This is a genomic window from Coprococcus intestinalis (assembly GCF_023656595.1).
Lineage (GTDB): Bacteria > Bacillota > Clostridia > Lachnospirales > Lachnospiraceae > Coprococcus_A > Coprococcus_A intestinihominis.
In genome coordinates this window covers 120,691-136,195 of sequence record NZ_JAMOKJ010000006.1, presented here as the reverse complement: position 1 = coordinate 136,195, position 15,505 = coordinate 120,691, and the positions used below count along the sequence as shown (strand labels likewise).

18 protein-coding genes are annotated in these 15,505 nt (G+C 46.6%); all 18 read left to right on the top strand.

Translation table 11 applies throughout. The annotated features are described in order from the left end of the window. Window positions 1-133: 133 nt before the first annotated feature. The gene (gene clpP / locus NBH03_RS06630) at window positions 134-718 is read left to right on the top strand and encodes an ATP-dependent Clp endopeptidase proteolytic subunit ClpP (RefSeq protein WP_015512677.1); all 585 of its coding nucleotides are present in this window, start codon (window positions 134-136) and stop codon (window positions 716-718) included. A gap of 28 nt (window positions 719-746) precedes the next feature. Further along, complete coding sequence (gene clpX, locus NBH03_RS06625) at window positions 747-2,045, top strand: ATP-dependent Clp protease ATP-binding subunit ClpX (RefSeq protein WP_015512678.1); 1,299 nt, start codon at window positions 747-749, stop codon at window positions 2,043-2,045. 134 nt (window positions 2,046-2,179) lie between these two features. Beyond that, window positions 2,180-4,519, top strand: a complete 2,340-nt coding sequence (gene lon / locus NBH03_RS06620; RefSeq protein WP_250798341.1) for an endopeptidase La — start codon at window positions 2,180-2,182, stop codon at window positions 4,517-4,519. A 21-nt stretch (window positions 4,520-4,540) separates the two neighbouring features. Continuing rightward, a complete protein-coding gene (gene yihA / locus NBH03_RS06615) occupies window positions 4,541-5,155 on the top strand; it encodes a ribosome biogenesis GTP-binding protein YihA/YsxC (RefSeq protein WP_117528562.1) in 615 nt (204 codons plus the stop codon). Between the two features lie 137 nt (window positions 5,156-5,292). Next, window positions 5,293-6,894 (top strand): MBL fold metallo-hydrolase RNA specificity domain-containing protein, encoded by a 1,602-nt coding sequence (locus NBH03_RS06610; protein ID WP_215688946.1) that lies wholly within the window; start codon window positions 5,293-5,295, stop codon window positions 6,892-6,894. Window positions 6,895-6,976: 82 nt separating this feature from the next. Beyond that, window positions 6,977-8,032 (top strand): stage III sporulation protein AA, encoded by a 1,056-nt coding sequence (gene spoIIIAA / locus NBH03_RS06605; RefSeq protein WP_250798337.1) that lies wholly within the window; start codon window positions 6,977-6,979, stop codon window positions 8,030-8,032. After that, entirely contained in the window at window positions 7,974-8,432 is a 459-nt protein-coding gene (locus NBH03_RS06600; protein WP_250798335.1) for a stage III sporulation protein AB, read from the top strand. Before spoIIIAA ends, NBH03_RS06600 begins: the two co-directional genes overlap by 59 nt. 19 nt (window positions 8,433-8,451) lie before the next feature. Further along, window positions 8,452-8,646: a stage III sporulation protein AC gene (spoIIIAC, locus tag NBH03_RS06595; RefSeq protein WP_015512684.1), complete on the top strand. Its 195-nt coding sequence runs from the start codon at window positions 8,452-8,454 to the stop codon at window positions 8,644-8,646. Window positions 8,647-8,657: 11 nt separating this feature from the next. Next, window positions 8,658-9,047 (top strand): SpoIIIAC/SpoIIIAD family protein, encoded by a 390-nt coding sequence (locus tag NBH03_RS06590; RefSeq protein WP_015512685.1) that lies wholly within the window; start codon window positions 8,658-8,660, stop codon window positions 9,045-9,047. A 24-nt stretch (window positions 9,048-9,071) separates the two neighbouring features. Further along, window positions 9,072-10,343, top strand: a complete 1,272-nt coding sequence (locus tag NBH03_RS06585; RefSeq protein ID WP_250798334.1) for a stage III sporulation protein AE — start codon at window positions 9,072-9,074, stop codon at window positions 10,341-10,343. Between the two features lie 14 nt (window positions 10,344-10,357). Then, on the top strand, window positions 10,358-10,885 hold the full coding sequence (locus tag NBH03_RS06580; protein WP_250798330.1) for a stage III sporulation protein AF: 528 nt from the start codon (window positions 10,358-10,360) through the stop codon (window positions 10,883-10,885). A gap of 14 nt (window positions 10,886-10,899) precedes the next feature. Further along, window positions 10,900-11,502 carry a SpoIIIAG-related protein gene (locus NBH03_RS06575; RefSeq protein ID WP_250798329.1) on the top strand — a complete coding sequence of 201 codons (603 nt, stop codon included), beginning with the start codon at window positions 10,900-10,902 and terminating at the stop codon, window positions 11,500-11,502. A gap of 9 nt (window positions 11,503-11,511) precedes the next feature. Continuing rightward, window positions 11,512-12,174, top strand: coding sequence for a SpoIIIAH-like family protein (locus NBH03_RS06570; RefSeq protein WP_117528556.1), 663 nt, complete (start codon window positions 11,512-11,514; stop codon window positions 12,172-12,174). A 92-nt stretch (window positions 12,175-12,266) separates the two neighbouring features. After that, on the top strand, window positions 12,267-12,653 hold the full coding sequence (locus NBH03_RS06565; RefSeq protein WP_250798327.1) for an Asp23/Gls24 family envelope stress response protein: 387 nt from the start codon (window positions 12,267-12,269) through the stop codon (window positions 12,651-12,653). Between the two features lie 90 nt (window positions 12,654-12,743). Then, entirely contained in the window at window positions 12,744-13,139 is a 396-nt protein-coding gene (gene nusB / locus NBH03_RS06560) for a transcription antitermination factor NusB (protein ID WP_227082299.1), read from the top strand. Between the two features lie 4 nt (window positions 13,140-13,143). Continuing rightward, a complete protein-coding gene (gene xseA, locus NBH03_RS06555; protein ID WP_250798322.1) occupies window positions 13,144-14,355 on the top strand; it encodes an exodeoxyribonuclease VII large subunit in 1,212 nt (403 codons plus the stop codon). A 16-nt stretch (window positions 14,356-14,371) separates the two neighbouring features. Further along, on the top strand, window positions 14,372-14,578 hold the full coding sequence (gene xseB / locus NBH03_RS06550) for an exodeoxyribonuclease VII small subunit (protein ID WP_215688962.1): 207 nt from the start codon (window positions 14,372-14,374) through the stop codon (window positions 14,576-14,578). A 15-nt stretch (window positions 14,579-14,593) separates the two neighbouring features. Next, entirely contained in the window at window positions 14,594-15,505 is a 912-nt protein-coding gene (locus tag NBH03_RS06545) for a polyprenyl synthetase family protein (protein ID WP_250798312.1), read from the top strand.

Sequence of the window (15,505 nt, the reverse complement as noted above, 5' to 3'; positions counted from 1 at the left end):
AGATAGCAGGGCTGCCGCAGAGAAGTTTGCCGCAGCCCTGTGGTGTTGAATCAGTCTAAACAGCGTTTTGACTGAGTAAAGTGCTGACATTGACAGATATGCGGGGCATATCTGGTTTGACAGGAGGATAAGGATGAGTTTAGTACCTACAGTCATTGAACAGTCAAGCAGAGGCGAACGTGCCTTTGATATTTATTCCAGACTTTTAAAAGACAGAATTATTTTCCTTGGAGAAGAAGTAACGGATGTATCCGCCAATCTGATTGTATCACAGCTCCTTTTCCTTGAATCTGAAGATCCGGGTAAGGATATTCAGATGTATATTAACAGTCCCGGCGGTTCTGTATCCGCAGGTATGGCTATCTATGATACCATGCAGTTTATTAAATGCGATGTATCAACAATTTGTATGGGTATGGCTGCAAGTATGGGTGCCTTCCTGCTGGCAGGCGGTACACCGGGCAAGCGTCTGGCTCTGCCGCATTCAACCATCATGATCCATCAGCCATCAGGTGGTGCACAGGGACAGGCAACAGAAATTCAGATTGTTGCTGACCGTATCCAGTACACAAAGCGTATGCTGAATGAATTACTGGCTGCCAATACACATCAGCCACTGGAGAAGATTGCAGCAGATACAGAAAGAGACTATTACATGAGTGCAGAAGAGGCCAAGAATTATGGCCTGATTGATGCTGTAGTAACCAAGCGTGCATAGGCAAGTCTTGAAGTAAAAGAGGTAGTATATGGCAAGTCGTATTGATGACAAGAAGCAGCCAAGATGTTCTTTTTGTAATAAAACACAGGATCAGGTCCGTAAGCTTATTGCAGGTCCGAATGCATTTATTTGTGATGAATGCGTAGATATCTGCATGGAGATCATCGAAGATGAGATGGAAGAGGATCAGAACGATGCGGACTTTAACCTGCTGAAACCTGTTGAGATTAAGAATTTCCTTGATCAGTACGTTATCGGACAGGAACAGGCCAAGAAGGTTTTATCCGTCGCTGTTTATAATCATTACAAGAGAATCGCATCCAACGCCGGCAATGATGTGGAATTGCAGAAGAGCAATATTATTATGGTAGGACCTACCGGTTCCGGCAAAACACTTTTGGCACAGACACTGGCTAAGATTTTGAATGTACCGTTTGCTATCGCAGATGCAACAGCTCTGACAGAAGCAGGTTATGTCGGTGAAGATGTGGAGAATATTCTGCTGAAACTGATTCAGGCAGCAGATTATGACATTGAGAAAGCCGAAAGAGGTATTATTTATATCGATGAGATCGACAAGATCACGAAGAAGTCCGAGAATGTCTCTATTACAAGAGATGTTTCCGGTGAAGGTGTTCAGCAGGCACTTTTGAAGATCCTGGAGGGTACGGTGGCATCTGTTCCGCCTCAGGGCGGCAGGAAGCATCCGCATCAGGAATTTCTTCAGATTGATACAACGAACATTCTGTTTATCTGCGGCGGTGCTTTTGATGGCCTGGACAAGATTGTCGAATCAAGAACAGGCGGTCAGTCCATCGGATTTAATGCAGATATTCATGTGAAGGAAGAAGAGCAGAATGTCAGTGAGCTGATGAAACAGGCACTGCCTCAGGATTTTGTCAAATATGGCCTGATCCCTGAGTTTGTAGGTCGTGTGCCTGTCAGTGTATCCCTTGATCTGCTGGATGAGGATGCCCTTGTTCGTGTTCTGACAGAACCGAAGAGTGCGATCATCAAGCAGTACAAGAAACTGTTCCAGCTGGATGGTGTGGATCTTGAGTTTGAAGATGAGGCTGTTCATGAAATTGCCCATCGCTCATTCATGAGAAATACCGGTGCCAGAGGATTACGTTCCATTGTTGAGAATGTTTTGATGGATACAATGTTTACACTGCCGTCAGACGAAACAGTTGAGAAGTGTATTATCACCAAAGCTGTTGTTGATGGACAGGCAGCTCCAGAGCTGGTTCACGGTGAGCCGCAGCTCCCATCTAAGAAGGGACAGACGAAGAAGTCATCCCGCAAGAACAGCGGAGAAATCGCATAGGATTCACAAGGCTGCCGGTTGAAATGATACGGCAGCCTTTTTATGATAGAATTTGGAAAAATTTAGGGCCAGATACAGAAAACAGACAAATGAAATAGATCAAGCAACCAATGATAAGAAGGTGAACAAAAGAGATGAGTGATATTAACTGCAGAATGCCGGCAGTGGCATTGAGAGGACTTGTATGTCTGCCGGATATGATCCTGCATTTTGATGTAAGCCGTAAGAAGTCTATTGCTGCATTGGAAGCAGCCATGGTCAAAGACCAGATGGTTTTTCTTGCGGCACAGAAAGATCCGGATGAGGAAGATCCGAAACAGGAAGACCTTTATACGGCAGGTGCTATGGCGAAGGTGAAACAGATCGTCAAGATGCCTGAGAATATGGTCCGTGTTGTGGCAGAGGGCAAATTCAGGGCAGAACTGGACGAGATGATTTCGGTGTCTCCCTATTTGCTGACGGATGTCATTATTCATGACAGAGAAGAAAAGGTGGAGAATGAGAACGAGGCAGAGGCTATGCGCCGTGTCCTTGAGGAAATCGTTCAGAAATTTATCGATGCCGGTGCCAAGTTTGGTCCGGAGATCACAAGACAGATGGAACAGGCAGAGGATATTGTTAAACTGACGAATCAGCTCTGTGCCAACATGCCGATGCGTTGGCAGGATAGACAGACATTGGCAGAGAAGATGGATTTCCGTGAGCGGTATGAAGAATTATGTCGTATCATGGAGAAGGAATACGATGTTCTTCTGATCAACCAGGATATTCAGAACAAGGTCAAGAGCCGTCTTGAGAAGAATCAGCGGGATTATGTGCTGCGTGAGCAGATGAAGCTGATCCGTGAAGAACTGGGCGATGACATGCAGTCTGAAATCGATGAGTATGAGAAGAAACTGGAAGAACTGAAGGCACCGGATGTTGTAAAAGAGAAGCTTGAGAAGGAAATTTCACGCTTTAAGGCATCCGCAGGCAATTCAGCGGAGACAGGTGTTCTCAGAACCTATATTGATACATTGTTTGAAATGCCATGGAGCAAGACAAGCCGTGATAACAAGAATATTGACAAAGCAGCGAAGATTTTGCGAGAGGATCATTATGGACTGGAAAAGGTCAAAGAGAGAATTCTCGAATTCCTTTCCGTCAGATTACTGACGAAAAAGGGAGACAGCCCGATCCTTTGTCTGGTGGGCCCGCCGGGAACAGGTAAGACATCCATTGCACGTTCTATTGCGAGAGCTTTGAACAAGAAATATGTCCGCATCAGTCTTGGCGGTGTTCATGATGAAGCAGAGATCCGAGGACACCGAAGAACCTATATCGGTGCCATGCCGGGACGTATTGCGTCCGGACTTTCTCATGCTGGTGTAAAAAATCCAGTCATGCTTTTGGATGAGATTGACAAAGTCAGCACAGACTATAAAGGGGATACATTTTCCGCACTGCTGGAAGTGTTGGATTCTGAGCAGAACAGCAAGTTCAGAGACAATTATCTGGAACTTCCACTGGATCTTTCTGATGTGCTGTTTATCGCAACAGCCAATAGTTTGTCCACCATTCCGCGTCCGCTGTTAGACCGTATGGAGATCATCGAGATCAATACGTATACACAGAATGAGAAGCTTCATATTGCCAAAGAGCATCTGATCGAGAAGCAGATGAAAGCCAACGGCATTAAGGCGAAACAGCTGACGATCAGCGATAAGGCCATTGAAGATATCATTCTCTACTATACCCGTGAGTCCGGTGTCCGTGGTCTGGAACGCTGTCTGGGCGATATCTGCCGAAAGACAGCACGCATGATCCTGCAGGACGGCAAGAAGAATGTCAAAGTGACAGAGAAGAACTTGGAACATTTCCTTGGCACGAAGAAATATGATTATGAGATGGCCAATGCGAAGAATGAGATTGGCATCGTCCGGGGACTGGCATGGACCAGTGTAGGCGGTGATACCCTTTCTATCGAGGTCAATGTAATGCCGGGCAAAGGCAAGTTTGAACTGACCGGACATCTGGGGGATGTCATGAAGGAATCGGCCATGGCAGCCATCAGCTATATTCGTTCTGTCAGCGACCAGTTCAATATAGACAGGGAATTTTTTGAGAAAAATGACATTCATATCCACATTCCTGAAGGGGCTGTACCAAAGGATGGTCCTTCAGCAGGCGTGACCATGGCAACAGCGATGCTTTCTGCCATTACAGGTACTCCGGTTCGTGCAGATGTGGCAATGACAGGTGAGATTACCTTGAGAGGCCGTGTGCTTCCAATCGGCGGTCTTCGTGAGAAGTCCATTGCGGCTAAGGTGGCAGGTATTCACACAGTGATCGTACCGGAGAAAAACCGAAGAGATATCAAAGAACTGGACAAAGAGATCACGAAAGATCTGAAGTTTGTTTATGCATCCACAATGGCAGATATTCTTCCGGTGGCGCTGGAGAGTATGCCGAAGGCACAGGCAGCAAACAGTTAAGGTTTTGGCAGGAGAAGAAGAATGGTTATAAAGAATGTAAATTTGGAAACAGTATGCGGTATTACAAGTACGCTGCCGGAAAACCAGCATCCTGAGGTTGCTTTTTCCGGTAAGTCCAATGTAGGCAAATCCTCACTGATCAACGGTCTGATGAACAGAAAAGCCTATGCAAGAGTTTCCCAGCAGCCGGGCAAGACCCAGACCATCAACTATTACAATGTGAATGATGAGATTTATATTGTCGATCTTCCGGGTTATGGTTTTGCCAATGTTTCACAGGCTGTCAAGGCAAAATGGGGCAAGATGATCGAGAATTATCTCCGAAAATCCAGACAGCTCCGCATGGTCTTTCTGTTAGTGGATATCCGTCATGAACCGTCAGCCAATGATAAGCATATGTACAGTTGGATCATTGAAAACGGCTTTTATCCGGCGATTATCGCCACAAAGCTGGACAAGATCAAGCGAAGCCAGGTTCAGAAACAACTGAAGCTGATCCGTGAAGGGCTGAATGTAGCAGAAGGCACACCGATTGTTCCGTATTCTGCGGTGACAAAGCAGGGCCGTGATGAGATATGGGAACTCATCGAAACTTATGCGATGGCGCCTGAGGAAGCACTGAATGAGGATGAGTAAAGGTTATGTTGCTGCATGATTGCCGAATTGACCGTCACTTTTTAGACAACTTATAATAAGTGTATTAAATATTACAAATAATGTGGCATAGCCTCCCTGGTTTTGGTATAATATTACCAAAGAAGGGGGGCTTTTTTATGAAGCTGTTTTTTTCGGGAGCGGCACATGAGGTAACAGGCAGCAAGCATTATCTCGAAGCGGCAGGCAAGAAGATTCTCATTGACTGTGGTATGGAGCAAGGCAAGAATCTTTATGAGAATCAGGAAATTCCGGTTCCTGCTTCTGATGTGGATTACGTTTTTTTGACACATGCCCATATTGATCATTCGGGAATGCTGCCTTTATTGTATAATCAGGGGTTCAAAGGTAGTGTTTATACAACAGAGGCAACACAGCAGCTCTGCCAGATCATGTTGCTTGACAGTGCGCATATCCAGGAATTTGAAGCGGAGTGGAAGAATCGTAAGGGCAAGCGTGCGGGCATACCGCCGATTGTACCGATTTATACCACGGAAGATGCAGTGGGGATTCTGCAGTATTTTGTACCATGCCGGTATGAGGAGAAGATACAGGTATGCGAAGGGATAGAAATCCGTTTTGTGGATGCGGGACATTTGCTGGGGTCAGCCAGCATCGAGGTATGGGTGACAGAACAGGGTGTGACGAAGAAGCTTGTATTTTCCGGTGATATCGGCAATACGAATCAGCCGATCATCAAGAATCCACATTATATTAAGGATGCGGATTATGTCATTATGGAATCCACGTATGGGGACAGAAGCCATGGCCCGCGTCCGGATTATATCAAGGAATTGACAGCAATCATCCAACGGACATTTGACCGGGGCGGCAATGTAGTCATTCCTTCCTTTGCTGTTGGACGAACTCAGGAGATGCTTTACTTTATCAGGCAGATTAAGGCGGAAGGCCTTGTGAAGAACCATGATAATTTTGAGGTGTATGTGGACAGTCCACTGGCAGTGGAAGCAACGAATGTTTTCAACAGGAATGTACCGGGATATTATGATGATGATGCGATGGCACTGATCAAACAGGGTATCAATCCGATCAGTTTTCCGGGTCTGAAGACGGCCGTTACAAGTGATGATTCCATTGCAATCAATGTATCCACGACACCGAAGGTGATCATATCTGCTTCCGGTATGTGTGATGCCGGCCGTATCCGTCATCATCTGAAACATAATCTGTGGCGTCCGGAATGTACGATCCTCTTTGTCGGCTATCAGTCCGTAGGCACACTGGGACGTAATCTTGTGGAAGGCGCGACGGAAGTGAAGCTTTTTGGCGAGACCATTGAAGTACAGGCAGAGATCACTTCCCTGGCAGGCGTCAGCGGTCATGCAGACTGCGAAGGCCTGATGAAATGGATCGGGGCCTTTGAGAAGAAGCCGAAGAGAGTTTTCGTTGTTCATGGTGAGGATACAGTGACAGATGTATTTGCAGCCAGGATCAAAGACGAATTAGGGATTGATGCAGTAGCACCATATACCGGTGCGGAATATGACCTGTTGACGAATGAATGTCTGCAGGCTCCGGAACCGGTACGAGTTACGCCGAAGAAGGCGATGCAGCGCAAGGCAGCGACAGTCTTTGAACGTCTGCTTAATGCAGGACGCCGCCTGATGCTTGTGATCCGCCACAATGAAGGCGGAACCAACAAGGATCTGACCCGATTTACCAATGAGATCAATAATCTCTGTGACAAATGGGATCGTTAATGGTATCCTATCATAGGTAACAGAGACAACCAATCATAAAATCTTCATCAGCTGAATATATTTCTTACCAGAGGTGATGCCAATGGATAGAAAAGAGCAGCTGATGAAGATTTTTTCCGCTCGTATCAGGAAAATATTGACGGCATTGCCGGTGCATATAGGCAGACTTCAGGAAATCCGGCTGCGGGCGGGCAGGCCTTTGATGATTTTATATGATAGCAAAGAATATCTGGCAGGCCCGGAAGGTAATATTGTGACAGAATCATCGGCAGCTTATCATGTTTCGGCACAGGAAATTCAAGAGACAATGACGTATCTCAGTCATTATTCCATCTATGCTTATGAGGAGGAAATACGACAGGGATTTCTGACCATTCAGGGCGGACATCGGGTGGGCATAGCAGGAAAAGTTCTGTCGGATGGAAATGGTATCAGGAGTATACGTCCTATTACATTTTTGAATGTCCGTCTGGCCCATGAGGTCAGGGGCTGTGCCGATGAATTAATGCCCTGGCTGTATGAAGAGGGCAGACCCTGCAGTACATTAATCCTGTCGCCGCCGGGGTGCGGAAAGACAACGATGCTTCGGGATGTGATCCGACAGTTTTCCAATGGCTGTGGACAGGAAGCGGGACGAAGAGTGGGAGTGGTGGATGAACGTTCAGAGATCGCTGCCTGCTATCGCGGTATTCCGCAGAATGATATGGGTATTCGGACGGATGTGCTGGATGGCTGCGCCAAACATATGGGTATGCAAATGATGCTGAGGTCCATGACACCGGAGATTCTGGCGGTGGATGAGATCGGCAGCAGGACAGATAAGGAGGCGATAGACGCTGTCATGAATTGCGGTTGTTGTCTGCTGGCAACGGCACATGGCGCTTCGATGGAAAAAATGCAGATGCGGCCGGCCCTTCGGCAGATGGCTGAGGAAAAAATATTTGAACGGTATGTTATACTCAGCCGAAAGAATACAGTCGGCAAAGTGGAGGCTATTCTTAATGCAGACATGGATTTTCTTTATCAAAATCATCGGGGCGATCTGTGTCATGACAGGATGCGGCGGAGCAGGACTGGCTATGGGTGTCTCCTGGAAGAGGCGCTATGTACAGCTGGGACAGATGCAGCGGTCACTTAGAATGCTGCATGGTGAAATCAGGTATACAGGGGCAGAACTTCCGGAAGCCATCGATCAGATAGCCCTTCGTCAGGAAAAGCCCTTCTCAGATTTTTATCATGGCCTATCAGAGCAAATGCGCCGAATGGATGGGCAATCATTGAAAACTTTATGGCAGGCGGAAATTGAAAAATGTCTGAATAACACCTATCTGACAAAGGAGGATAAACAGATTTTTCTGGAGTCCGGCAGTCAGCTTGGGTATCTGGACCGACAGATGCAGCTGTCATCCCTGGAAGCCTGTATGGCACAGATTGAAGACAATCAAAATATGATTCGGAAAAATATGAAGGAAAAACAGAAACTCAGTGTTGCACTTGGACTTTTGTCCGGTTTTTTTATTATAATCCTGTTAATATGATTTTTCCGGGAGGTCCGGTATGACAGTCAATGTAATTTTTAAAATAGCAGCCGTCGGCATCCTTATTTCCGTATTGAATCAGATATTGAAGCATTCCGGCAGGGATGACCAGGCTTTTCTGACGAGTCTTGCCGGACTGATTCTTGTATTGATGTGGATTATTCCGTATATTTATGAATTGTTTCAAACAATTCAGCAGCTTTTTGCGTTATGAAAGGCGGCTAAATGGAAGTGATCAAAGCAGCTGTCATGGGGATCGCGGCCGCCATGCTGGCTTTATATATGAAATCTGTCCGGCCGGAATACAGTTCGATGATCAGTATAAGTGCCGGTATTTTTATTTTTGGTTTTGCACTGATCTGTCTTCAGAAAATTACCGGAAGTATTCAGACTCTGGGAGAATATCTGGCAGTCAGCCCGGTCTATATAAGAATTCTTCTGCGGATCACAGGCATTGCCTATATCTGTGACTTTGCATCATGTATATGCAAAGATGCCGGCTATCAGGCGATTGCGGCACAGATTGAGCTTCTGGGCAAATTGACGATCGTTGTTATGAGCCTTCCGGTACTGCAGACATTGATGAGCGCCATTACGGAGTTTATCGGAGCCTAAATGGAGAGATGGCCAAAAATTAAAATGTGGAAATATATCCTGAGAAAGAAAATGCTGAATGGTATCGGTTTTGTGTGTGTCCTTATTGGAATGACAGTCACTGGTGTTTGCATAAAGCCTGCAAAAGAAGTACAGGCATCAATCAGTTATGAAGCTGTTAAAGACATCAGATCGGATGCTCCAGGAGGGGGAGAGGGTGTTTCTGAACAGCCGGAGGGTGAAAACACGGACGATAAGGATGATCCGTTGGACATGCTGGGAGATCTGTCTGAAATAGAGGCTGCGGTTTCGGAGGCAATGACCGTCAGGTCTTCTGTATCTTTCAAAGCGATTTTAAAACAGCTGATGACAGGAAGCCTTTCTGAGGCCGGACAGCTTTTGTTTCAGATGATCCGGGAACAGGTGGCCGGTGGCATTTATGAGAATCAGCAGCTGTTATTCAAAATCGCCTGTTTTGCAGTGATCGGTGCGATATTTACGAATTTTGCCATGGCATTTTCAAAAGAACAGGTGGCGGAAACCGGTTTCTATCTGACTTATACACTGTTAATGACACTGATGATGACGTCTTTTATGATGACATCTGCCATTGTCCGTGATGTATTGCATTCACTGACAGAATTTATGAAAGTGCTGCTGCCGACGTTTTGTATGGCTCTGACATTTACAACGGGCAGTCTGCTGTCCGGTGCGTATTATGAATTGATGATGATTGCTATTGCTGCTGCGGACTGGCTGATGAGTTCTTTGATTATGAAAATGATACAGGTGTATGTACTGACGGCCCTGGTCAACCATATTTCAAAAGAAGATTATCTTTCAAAACTCAGTGAATTGCTGGCACTGCTGATCCGTTGGAGTATCCGCACCGTTGTGGGTGTTATCCTTGGCATCAACATTTTGCAGACCATGCTGCTGCCGGCCATCGATCGGGCAAAGGAAACTGTGGCCTATAAGCTTATATCCGCTGTGCCGGGGGTCGGAACGGCTATGAATACAGCTGTGGGGGCGGTCATTGGCTCCGGTGTGCTTATCCGAAATGTACTGGGGATGGGAAGCCTGCTGATTATTTTGCTGATCTGTGCGGTTCCGGTGGTTCGGGTCTGTATGGTCCTTTTATCATACAAAATTGTACAGGCAGTGATCCAGCCGGTTACGGAAAAACGCCTTCTTGAAGGAATGGATGCCATGACACAGGGGGTCGGAATGCTGCTGCATGTGCTTGTCAGCTGTGTGCTTATGTTTATTCTCTCCCTGGCGGTGGTCTGCAACGCGGCTGCGGTTGTTGCGGTATAAGGGAAGGAGCCGATATGGAACAGCTTCTGGTCTGGGTAAAAAAACTGGCTGTGTTTATGATTTTGTGCAGCTATATGGAACATCTGCTGCCGGCACAATACAAGCGATATTTTCATATGTGTACCGGCCTTATCCTGATTCTGATGATCACATCGCCGCTGCGGCAGGTGCTTCAGGGCAATATTGGGAGTGAGGTAAGTTGTCTGCTTGAGAATCTGAGGACGGGCAGTCAGGTCTATCAGATGAAGGGGGAGGATGGAAAACGATATCAGGCCTATTATATGAAGCAATATAAAGCTGCCATGACAGAACAGATCAGGAATCTGGCAGACATGAGCGGATTAAGGGCAGAGGAGATCCGGCTTTCTGTCAATGAAGATGTGTCCAGTGATTCATACGGATGCCTGACAGAAGTGTCTATGCATGTGCTGTCAGAAGACGGAATGGAGGCAGATAACGGGAGTAAAAAGCAGTTCAGACAATTGCTGAGTCAGCAGCTTGGAATGGCAGAAAGTCAGATCCACTTTGGTTATTCGGGGTAGGGAGGCCGATGAGAATGGCAGATTTCAAAGCATTCTGGCAGCGGTTTAAAAGCGGTGAAAATGGCGGCAAAGGGCCAAAAGACCGGTTTATGCTTCTGGCACTTGTGGGGCTGCTGATTCTGGTGGCTGTATGGCCGGTTGGGGGAAAGTCAGGGAAAACATCCGGTCAGACAGAGGCATCAGTGGAGAAAAAGCAGGAGACATCGTATAATTATACAGATCACTATGCGGCTGTTATGGAAAGCAGGTTGAAATCCATGCTTGAGAGTGTGGAAGGTGCCGGAGAAGTGAAGGTGATGATCACCTTAAAAAACAACGGCGAACAGGTGGTGGAAAAAGACAGGACTTATTCGGAGAATAAAACCGGGCAGGGGGAACAGAGTGGTCAGACAACAACGAATAATAATATAAGCCGCTCTGAATCCACGGTGTACAGCAGTTCAAACGGCGGGAGCCCGTATGTGGTCAAACAGATAGAACCGGAAATAGAAGGTGTGCTGGTGGCAGCACAGGGGGGCGGTGACGAGACAGTGGTCAATGAAATTACTTATGCCGTGCAGGTATTATTTGATGTACCGGTACATAAAATAAAAGTAGTAAAAATGAGCAGCAGGTAGGAGGGTATTTTGAAACGGCTTTTCAGGAAAAATCAGATCATTATTACATCTCTGGCAATTATGATCGTCATTGCCGGCTATCTGAATTTTACAGCAGACCAGACAAAACCGGTGAAACAGGAAGCAGCGGCCGAAACAGCAGAGAAGATCCGGGAGGAAAATATACAGGCTGAGGAGGCAGCAGCCGGTGCGGAGGCAGATATTACATCTTTTCCGGATGAAGATCTGGCTTCTGTATCAGCCGAGGCAGAGAGTACAGCGGATACAGAGACACCGGAAGGGGAAAAGGTCGGTGAAGCAGTACTTACCAGTTCTGCCTCAGCAGGCGCATTCAGTGCTTCTGCTAAATTAAACAGAGAGCAGGTGCGTTCAAAAAATGAGGCCTCTTTACTGGAGATCATCAATAATACAGACATATCGGAAGACATGAAAGCCGATGCGATCGCCAGCATGAACAGAATGACCGACAGAGCAGAAAAAGAGCTGGATGCGGAACTTCTTCTTGAGGCCAAAGGCTTTAAAGACAGCGTGGTCAGCATCAATGATGATTCTGTGGATGTTATAGTGGGTGCGGCTGAGATTACGGATGAACAGAAAGCGCAGATTGAAGATATCGTGACACGCAAGACAGAGAGAAATGTGTCGGATATTGTGATAACAACCATGGAATAAGTATTCATTTTTATATGAAAAGATATACTTTTCAAGAGGCGGATACTTTGGTATAATAGACATAACCAGATGAATATGGAGGTATAGACACAATGGCAAATGAACGTGAGAATAATACGAATTATACAATATATGAAAATGGTCCTTTAGGAGAGGTTCAGATCGCCAATGAAGTGGTGGCGATCATTGCAGGAATAGCAGCAACCGAAGTGGATGGTGTCGCTGCCATGGCTGGAGATATTCAGAAGGAACTGGTCAGCAAGCTTGGAATGAAGGTTTTGTCCAAAGGTGTACGTATTGCTTTTGAAGACAGCGGTATCCGGGTAGATTTATCCATCATTCTTGAATATGGCTGCAGTATTCCTGAAGTAACAGCAGCTGTTCAGGAACGTGTGAAGAACTCAATTGAGACCATGACCGGACTGAAAGTTGTAGATGTGAACATCCGGGTCGCTGATGTGAAGATAGACAACGAATAGCAGAGGGCAGATCTGCCGGCTTTGCAAGAGCCGGTATGATTTGTCCTTAAGTTTGTTTTTAATTAATGATAGAATACAGTGGAGGAAAGAATGGGAAGACGCGAATTAAGAGAACATATTTTCAGATTATTATTTCGAAGGGATTTTTTTCCTGAAGAAGAGATGAAAGAGCAGGAAGCGTTTTATATTGAATATCTGGCGGATCCTGAACAGAAAGAAGTGGACTATATTGTCCAGAAGACAGAGAAGATCATGGCAATGATTCCGGAACTGGATAACATGGTCAATGAACATTCCGTCGGATGGCAGACAGAGCGTATGGGCAAGGTGGATCTGACGATCATCCGACTGGCTGTCTATGAGATGAAGTACGATGACGATATTCCGGTCAGCGTAGCTATTAATGAAGCTGTAGAACTGGCAAAACGCTACGGATCAGAGAATTCACCGGCATTTATCAACGGTGTGCTTGCGAAGATGATTTAAGGCTATGAACAGAAAGCAGGTCTATTCCGTATCAAGTGTGAATCAGTATATCAAAAGTCTGTTCATGGATGATTTTGCCCTGAATCATATTTATGTCCGGGGAGAAGTTTCCAATTGCAAGTACCATTCATCAGGGCATATTTATTTTACATTGAAGGATCGTGGAGGAGCGATTGCCTGTGTGATGTTTGCCGGGAACAGAAAGGGACTGAATTTCCGTATGTCGGAAGGTATGGCCGTGATTGTTTACGGCAGTGTCAGTGTGTATGAGCGGGACGGCAAATATCAGCTGTATGCCCGTGAGATCATACAGGAAGGCGCAGGCAGGCTTTATGAAGCATATGAAGCATTGAAGAAAAAGCTTCTTGCCGAAGGCCTGTTTGATGAGGAACATAAGCAGAAAATCCCGAAGTATCCGAAGAGGTTGGGCGTTGTGACGGCGAGAACCGGTGCGGCTGTACAGGATATTATTAATGTTTCCCTGAGAAGAAATCCGTGGCTTCAGATCGTGTTCTGTCCGGCTGCTGTACAGGGAGATGGAGCGGCTCAGTCTGTTGTCCGGGGAATCCATGCGCTGGAAGCAGCCGGCGTGGATGTGATGATCGTCGGGCGCGGCGGCGGATCCATTGAGGATTTATGGGCCTTTAATGAAGAAATTGTGGCCAGAGCGGTTTATGAATGCTCGGTTCCGGTGATTTCTGCAGTGGGGCATGAGACCGATACGACGATCATTGATTTTGTGTCTGATCTGCGTGCACCGACGCCATCAGCGGCTGCCGAACTGGCTGTGCCGGATATGCGGGTGATTCTTGGTCAGATCCAGGGGTATGAGGAGAGTCTCAGTCATGCCATGGAACAGGCAGTGCTGCGAAACAGACAGCGCGTGGAGAACTATCAGCGTATTTTCAGACATTTGAACCCACAGTCCCGTTTGAACGATAGGCGACAGCGTCTGATGGAGATAGAAGAAAGACTGCGTATTGGCATGAACCGAAAGCTGGATGCAGCCAAGTCAGAACTGGCAATCCGGACGCAGAAGCTGGAAGGTGTTTCGCCTCTCAGACAGTTAGAGCGAGGCTATGCTTATGTGTCGGATGAAGAAGGACATGGCATTACATCAGCCGGACAGGTGACAAAAGGGCAGCTGCTGCTTTTGGATGTCAGGGATGGAAGAATAGAGAGCAAAGTAACAGCGGTTAAGAAGCGGACGAGCTGAAAGAGGAGGATACACGATGGCGAAAGCAAAATCACTGGAGACAGCATTTGAAGAGCTGGATGCGCTTGCTGCGAAGATGGAAGATAGAGATCTGCCTCTTGAAGAAGCTTTTAAGCTGTATCAGGAAGGTGTGAAGCTCCTGCAATACTGCAATGGTGCGATTGACAAGGTTGAGAAGAAGATTATAGAAATTCATGGAAATGAAGATGAAGAGGACGAATAGTCCGGAGGCTGTGAGATGCAATTGGAACAGGAATTAAAAGAGAAAACAGCAGATATAGAGAAGTTACTTGAGCGGATGCTTCCGGAAGAAGCGGGGCTTCAGAAGACGATTTTTTCAGCGATGCGATACAGCCTGATGGCTGGCGGCAAGCGGATTCGTCCATTACTGATCGCTGAGACCTACAGATTTTTCGGCGGTACGGATATGGCATTGGCAGAGCCTTTTATGGCAGCTATTGAGATGATCCACACGTATTCGCTGATCCATGATGATCTGCCGGCACTGGACAATGATGACTACAGAAGAGGACGTCTGACTTCCCATAAGGTTTACGGGGAAGCGATGGCGATCCTGGCAGGTGATGCACTGCTGAATTATGCCTTCGAGACAGCGTCTAAGGCGATGGATTATGCCAGAGATGATGAAGAACTTCTAAGGGTCATGAAAGCTTTTAGAATTCTCAGTTCAAAGCCGGGGATCAACGGTATGATCGGCGGACAGGTAGTGGATGTTGAACTGACCGGGAAGCCGATACCGGAGAAGACACTGCGCTTTATTTTCGAATTAAAGACCGGTGCCTTAATTGAAGCAGCGATGATGATCGGTGCGCAGCTTGCCGGGGCATCGGATGAACAGATTGCTGCGGTGGAGAAAGCAGCCGGCGATATCGGAATGGCCTTCCAGATCCAGGATGATGTGCTGGATGTGATCGGCAATGAAGTATTGCTTGGCAAACCGGTGCACAGCGATGAGAAGAACGAGAAGACAACATGGGTGACAGTCTACGGACTGGAACAGGCAAAAAAGGATGTGGCGGAATATTCAGAGGAGGCAATGGCCATTCTGGCGCAAATGACAGGAGTGACAGAGCCTGAGAAGTCATTTTTATATGATTTTGTTGAATATCTGATCCATAGAAACAAATAA

Excerpts from the sequence above, each read along its gene's own strand:
- NBH03_RS06610 (WP_215688946.1), top strand. The coding sequence starts at position 5,293 with ATGAAGCTGTTTTTTTCGGGAGCGGCACATGAGGTAACAGGCAGCAAG.
- NBH03_RS06580 (WP_250798330.1), top strand. The coding sequence starts at position 10,358 with ATGGAACAGCTTCTGGTCTGGGTAAAAAAACTGGCTGTGTTTATGATT.
- NBH03_RS06585 (WP_250798334.1), top strand. The coding sequence starts at position 9,072 with ATGTGGAAATATATCCTGAGAAAGAAAATGCTGAATGGTATCGGTTTT.
- NBH03_RS06545 (WP_250798312.1), top strand. The coding sequence starts at position 14,594 with ATGCAATTGGAACAGGAATTAAAAGAGAAAACAGCAGATATAGAGAAG.
- NBH03_RS06575 (WP_250798329.1), top strand. The coding sequence starts at position 10,900 with ATGGCAGATTTCAAAGCATTCTGGCAGCGGTTTAAAAGCGGTGAAAAT.
- clpP (WP_015512677.1), top strand. The coding sequence starts at position 134 with ATGAGTTTAGTACCTACAGTCATTGAACAGTCAAGCAGAGGCGAACGT.
- xseB (WP_215688962.1), top strand. The coding sequence starts at position 14,372 with ATGGCGAAAGCAAAATCACTGGAGACAGCATTTGAAGAGCTGGATGCG.
- clpX (WP_015512678.1), top strand. The coding sequence starts at position 747 with ATGGCAAGTCGTATTGATGACAAGAAGCAGCCAAGATGTTCTTTTTGT.
- spoIIIAC (WP_015512684.1), top strand. The coding sequence starts at position 8,452 with ATGACAGTCAATGTAATTTTTAAAATAGCAGCCGTCGGCATCCTTATT.
- yihA (WP_117528562.1), top strand. The coding sequence starts at position 4,541 with ATGGTTATAAAGAATGTAAATTTGGAAACAGTATGCGGTATTACAAGT.
- NBH03_RS06590 (WP_015512685.1), top strand. The coding sequence starts at position 8,658 with ATGGAAGTGATCAAAGCAGCTGTCATGGGGATCGCGGCCGCCATGCTG.
- xseA (WP_250798322.1), top strand. The coding sequence starts at position 13,144 with ATGAACAGAAAGCAGGTCTATTCCGTATCAAGTGTGAATCAGTATATC.
- NBH03_RS06565 (WP_250798327.1), top strand. The coding sequence starts at position 12,267 with ATGGCAAATGAACGTGAGAATAATACGAATTATACAATATATGAAAAT.
- spoIIIAA (WP_250798337.1), top strand. The coding sequence starts at position 6,977 with ATGGATAGAAAAGAGCAGCTGATGAAGATTTTTTCCGCTCGTATCAGG.
- lon (WP_250798341.1), top strand. The coding sequence starts at position 2,180 with ATGAGTGATATTAACTGCAGAATGCCGGCAGTGGCATTGAGAGGACTT.
- NBH03_RS06600 (WP_250798335.1), top strand. The coding sequence starts at position 7,974 with ATGGGTGTCTCCTGGAAGAGGCGCTATGTACAGCTGGGACAGATGCAG.
- nusB (WP_227082299.1), top strand. The coding sequence starts at position 12,744 with ATGGGAAGACGCGAATTAAGAGAACATATTTTCAGATTATTATTTCGA.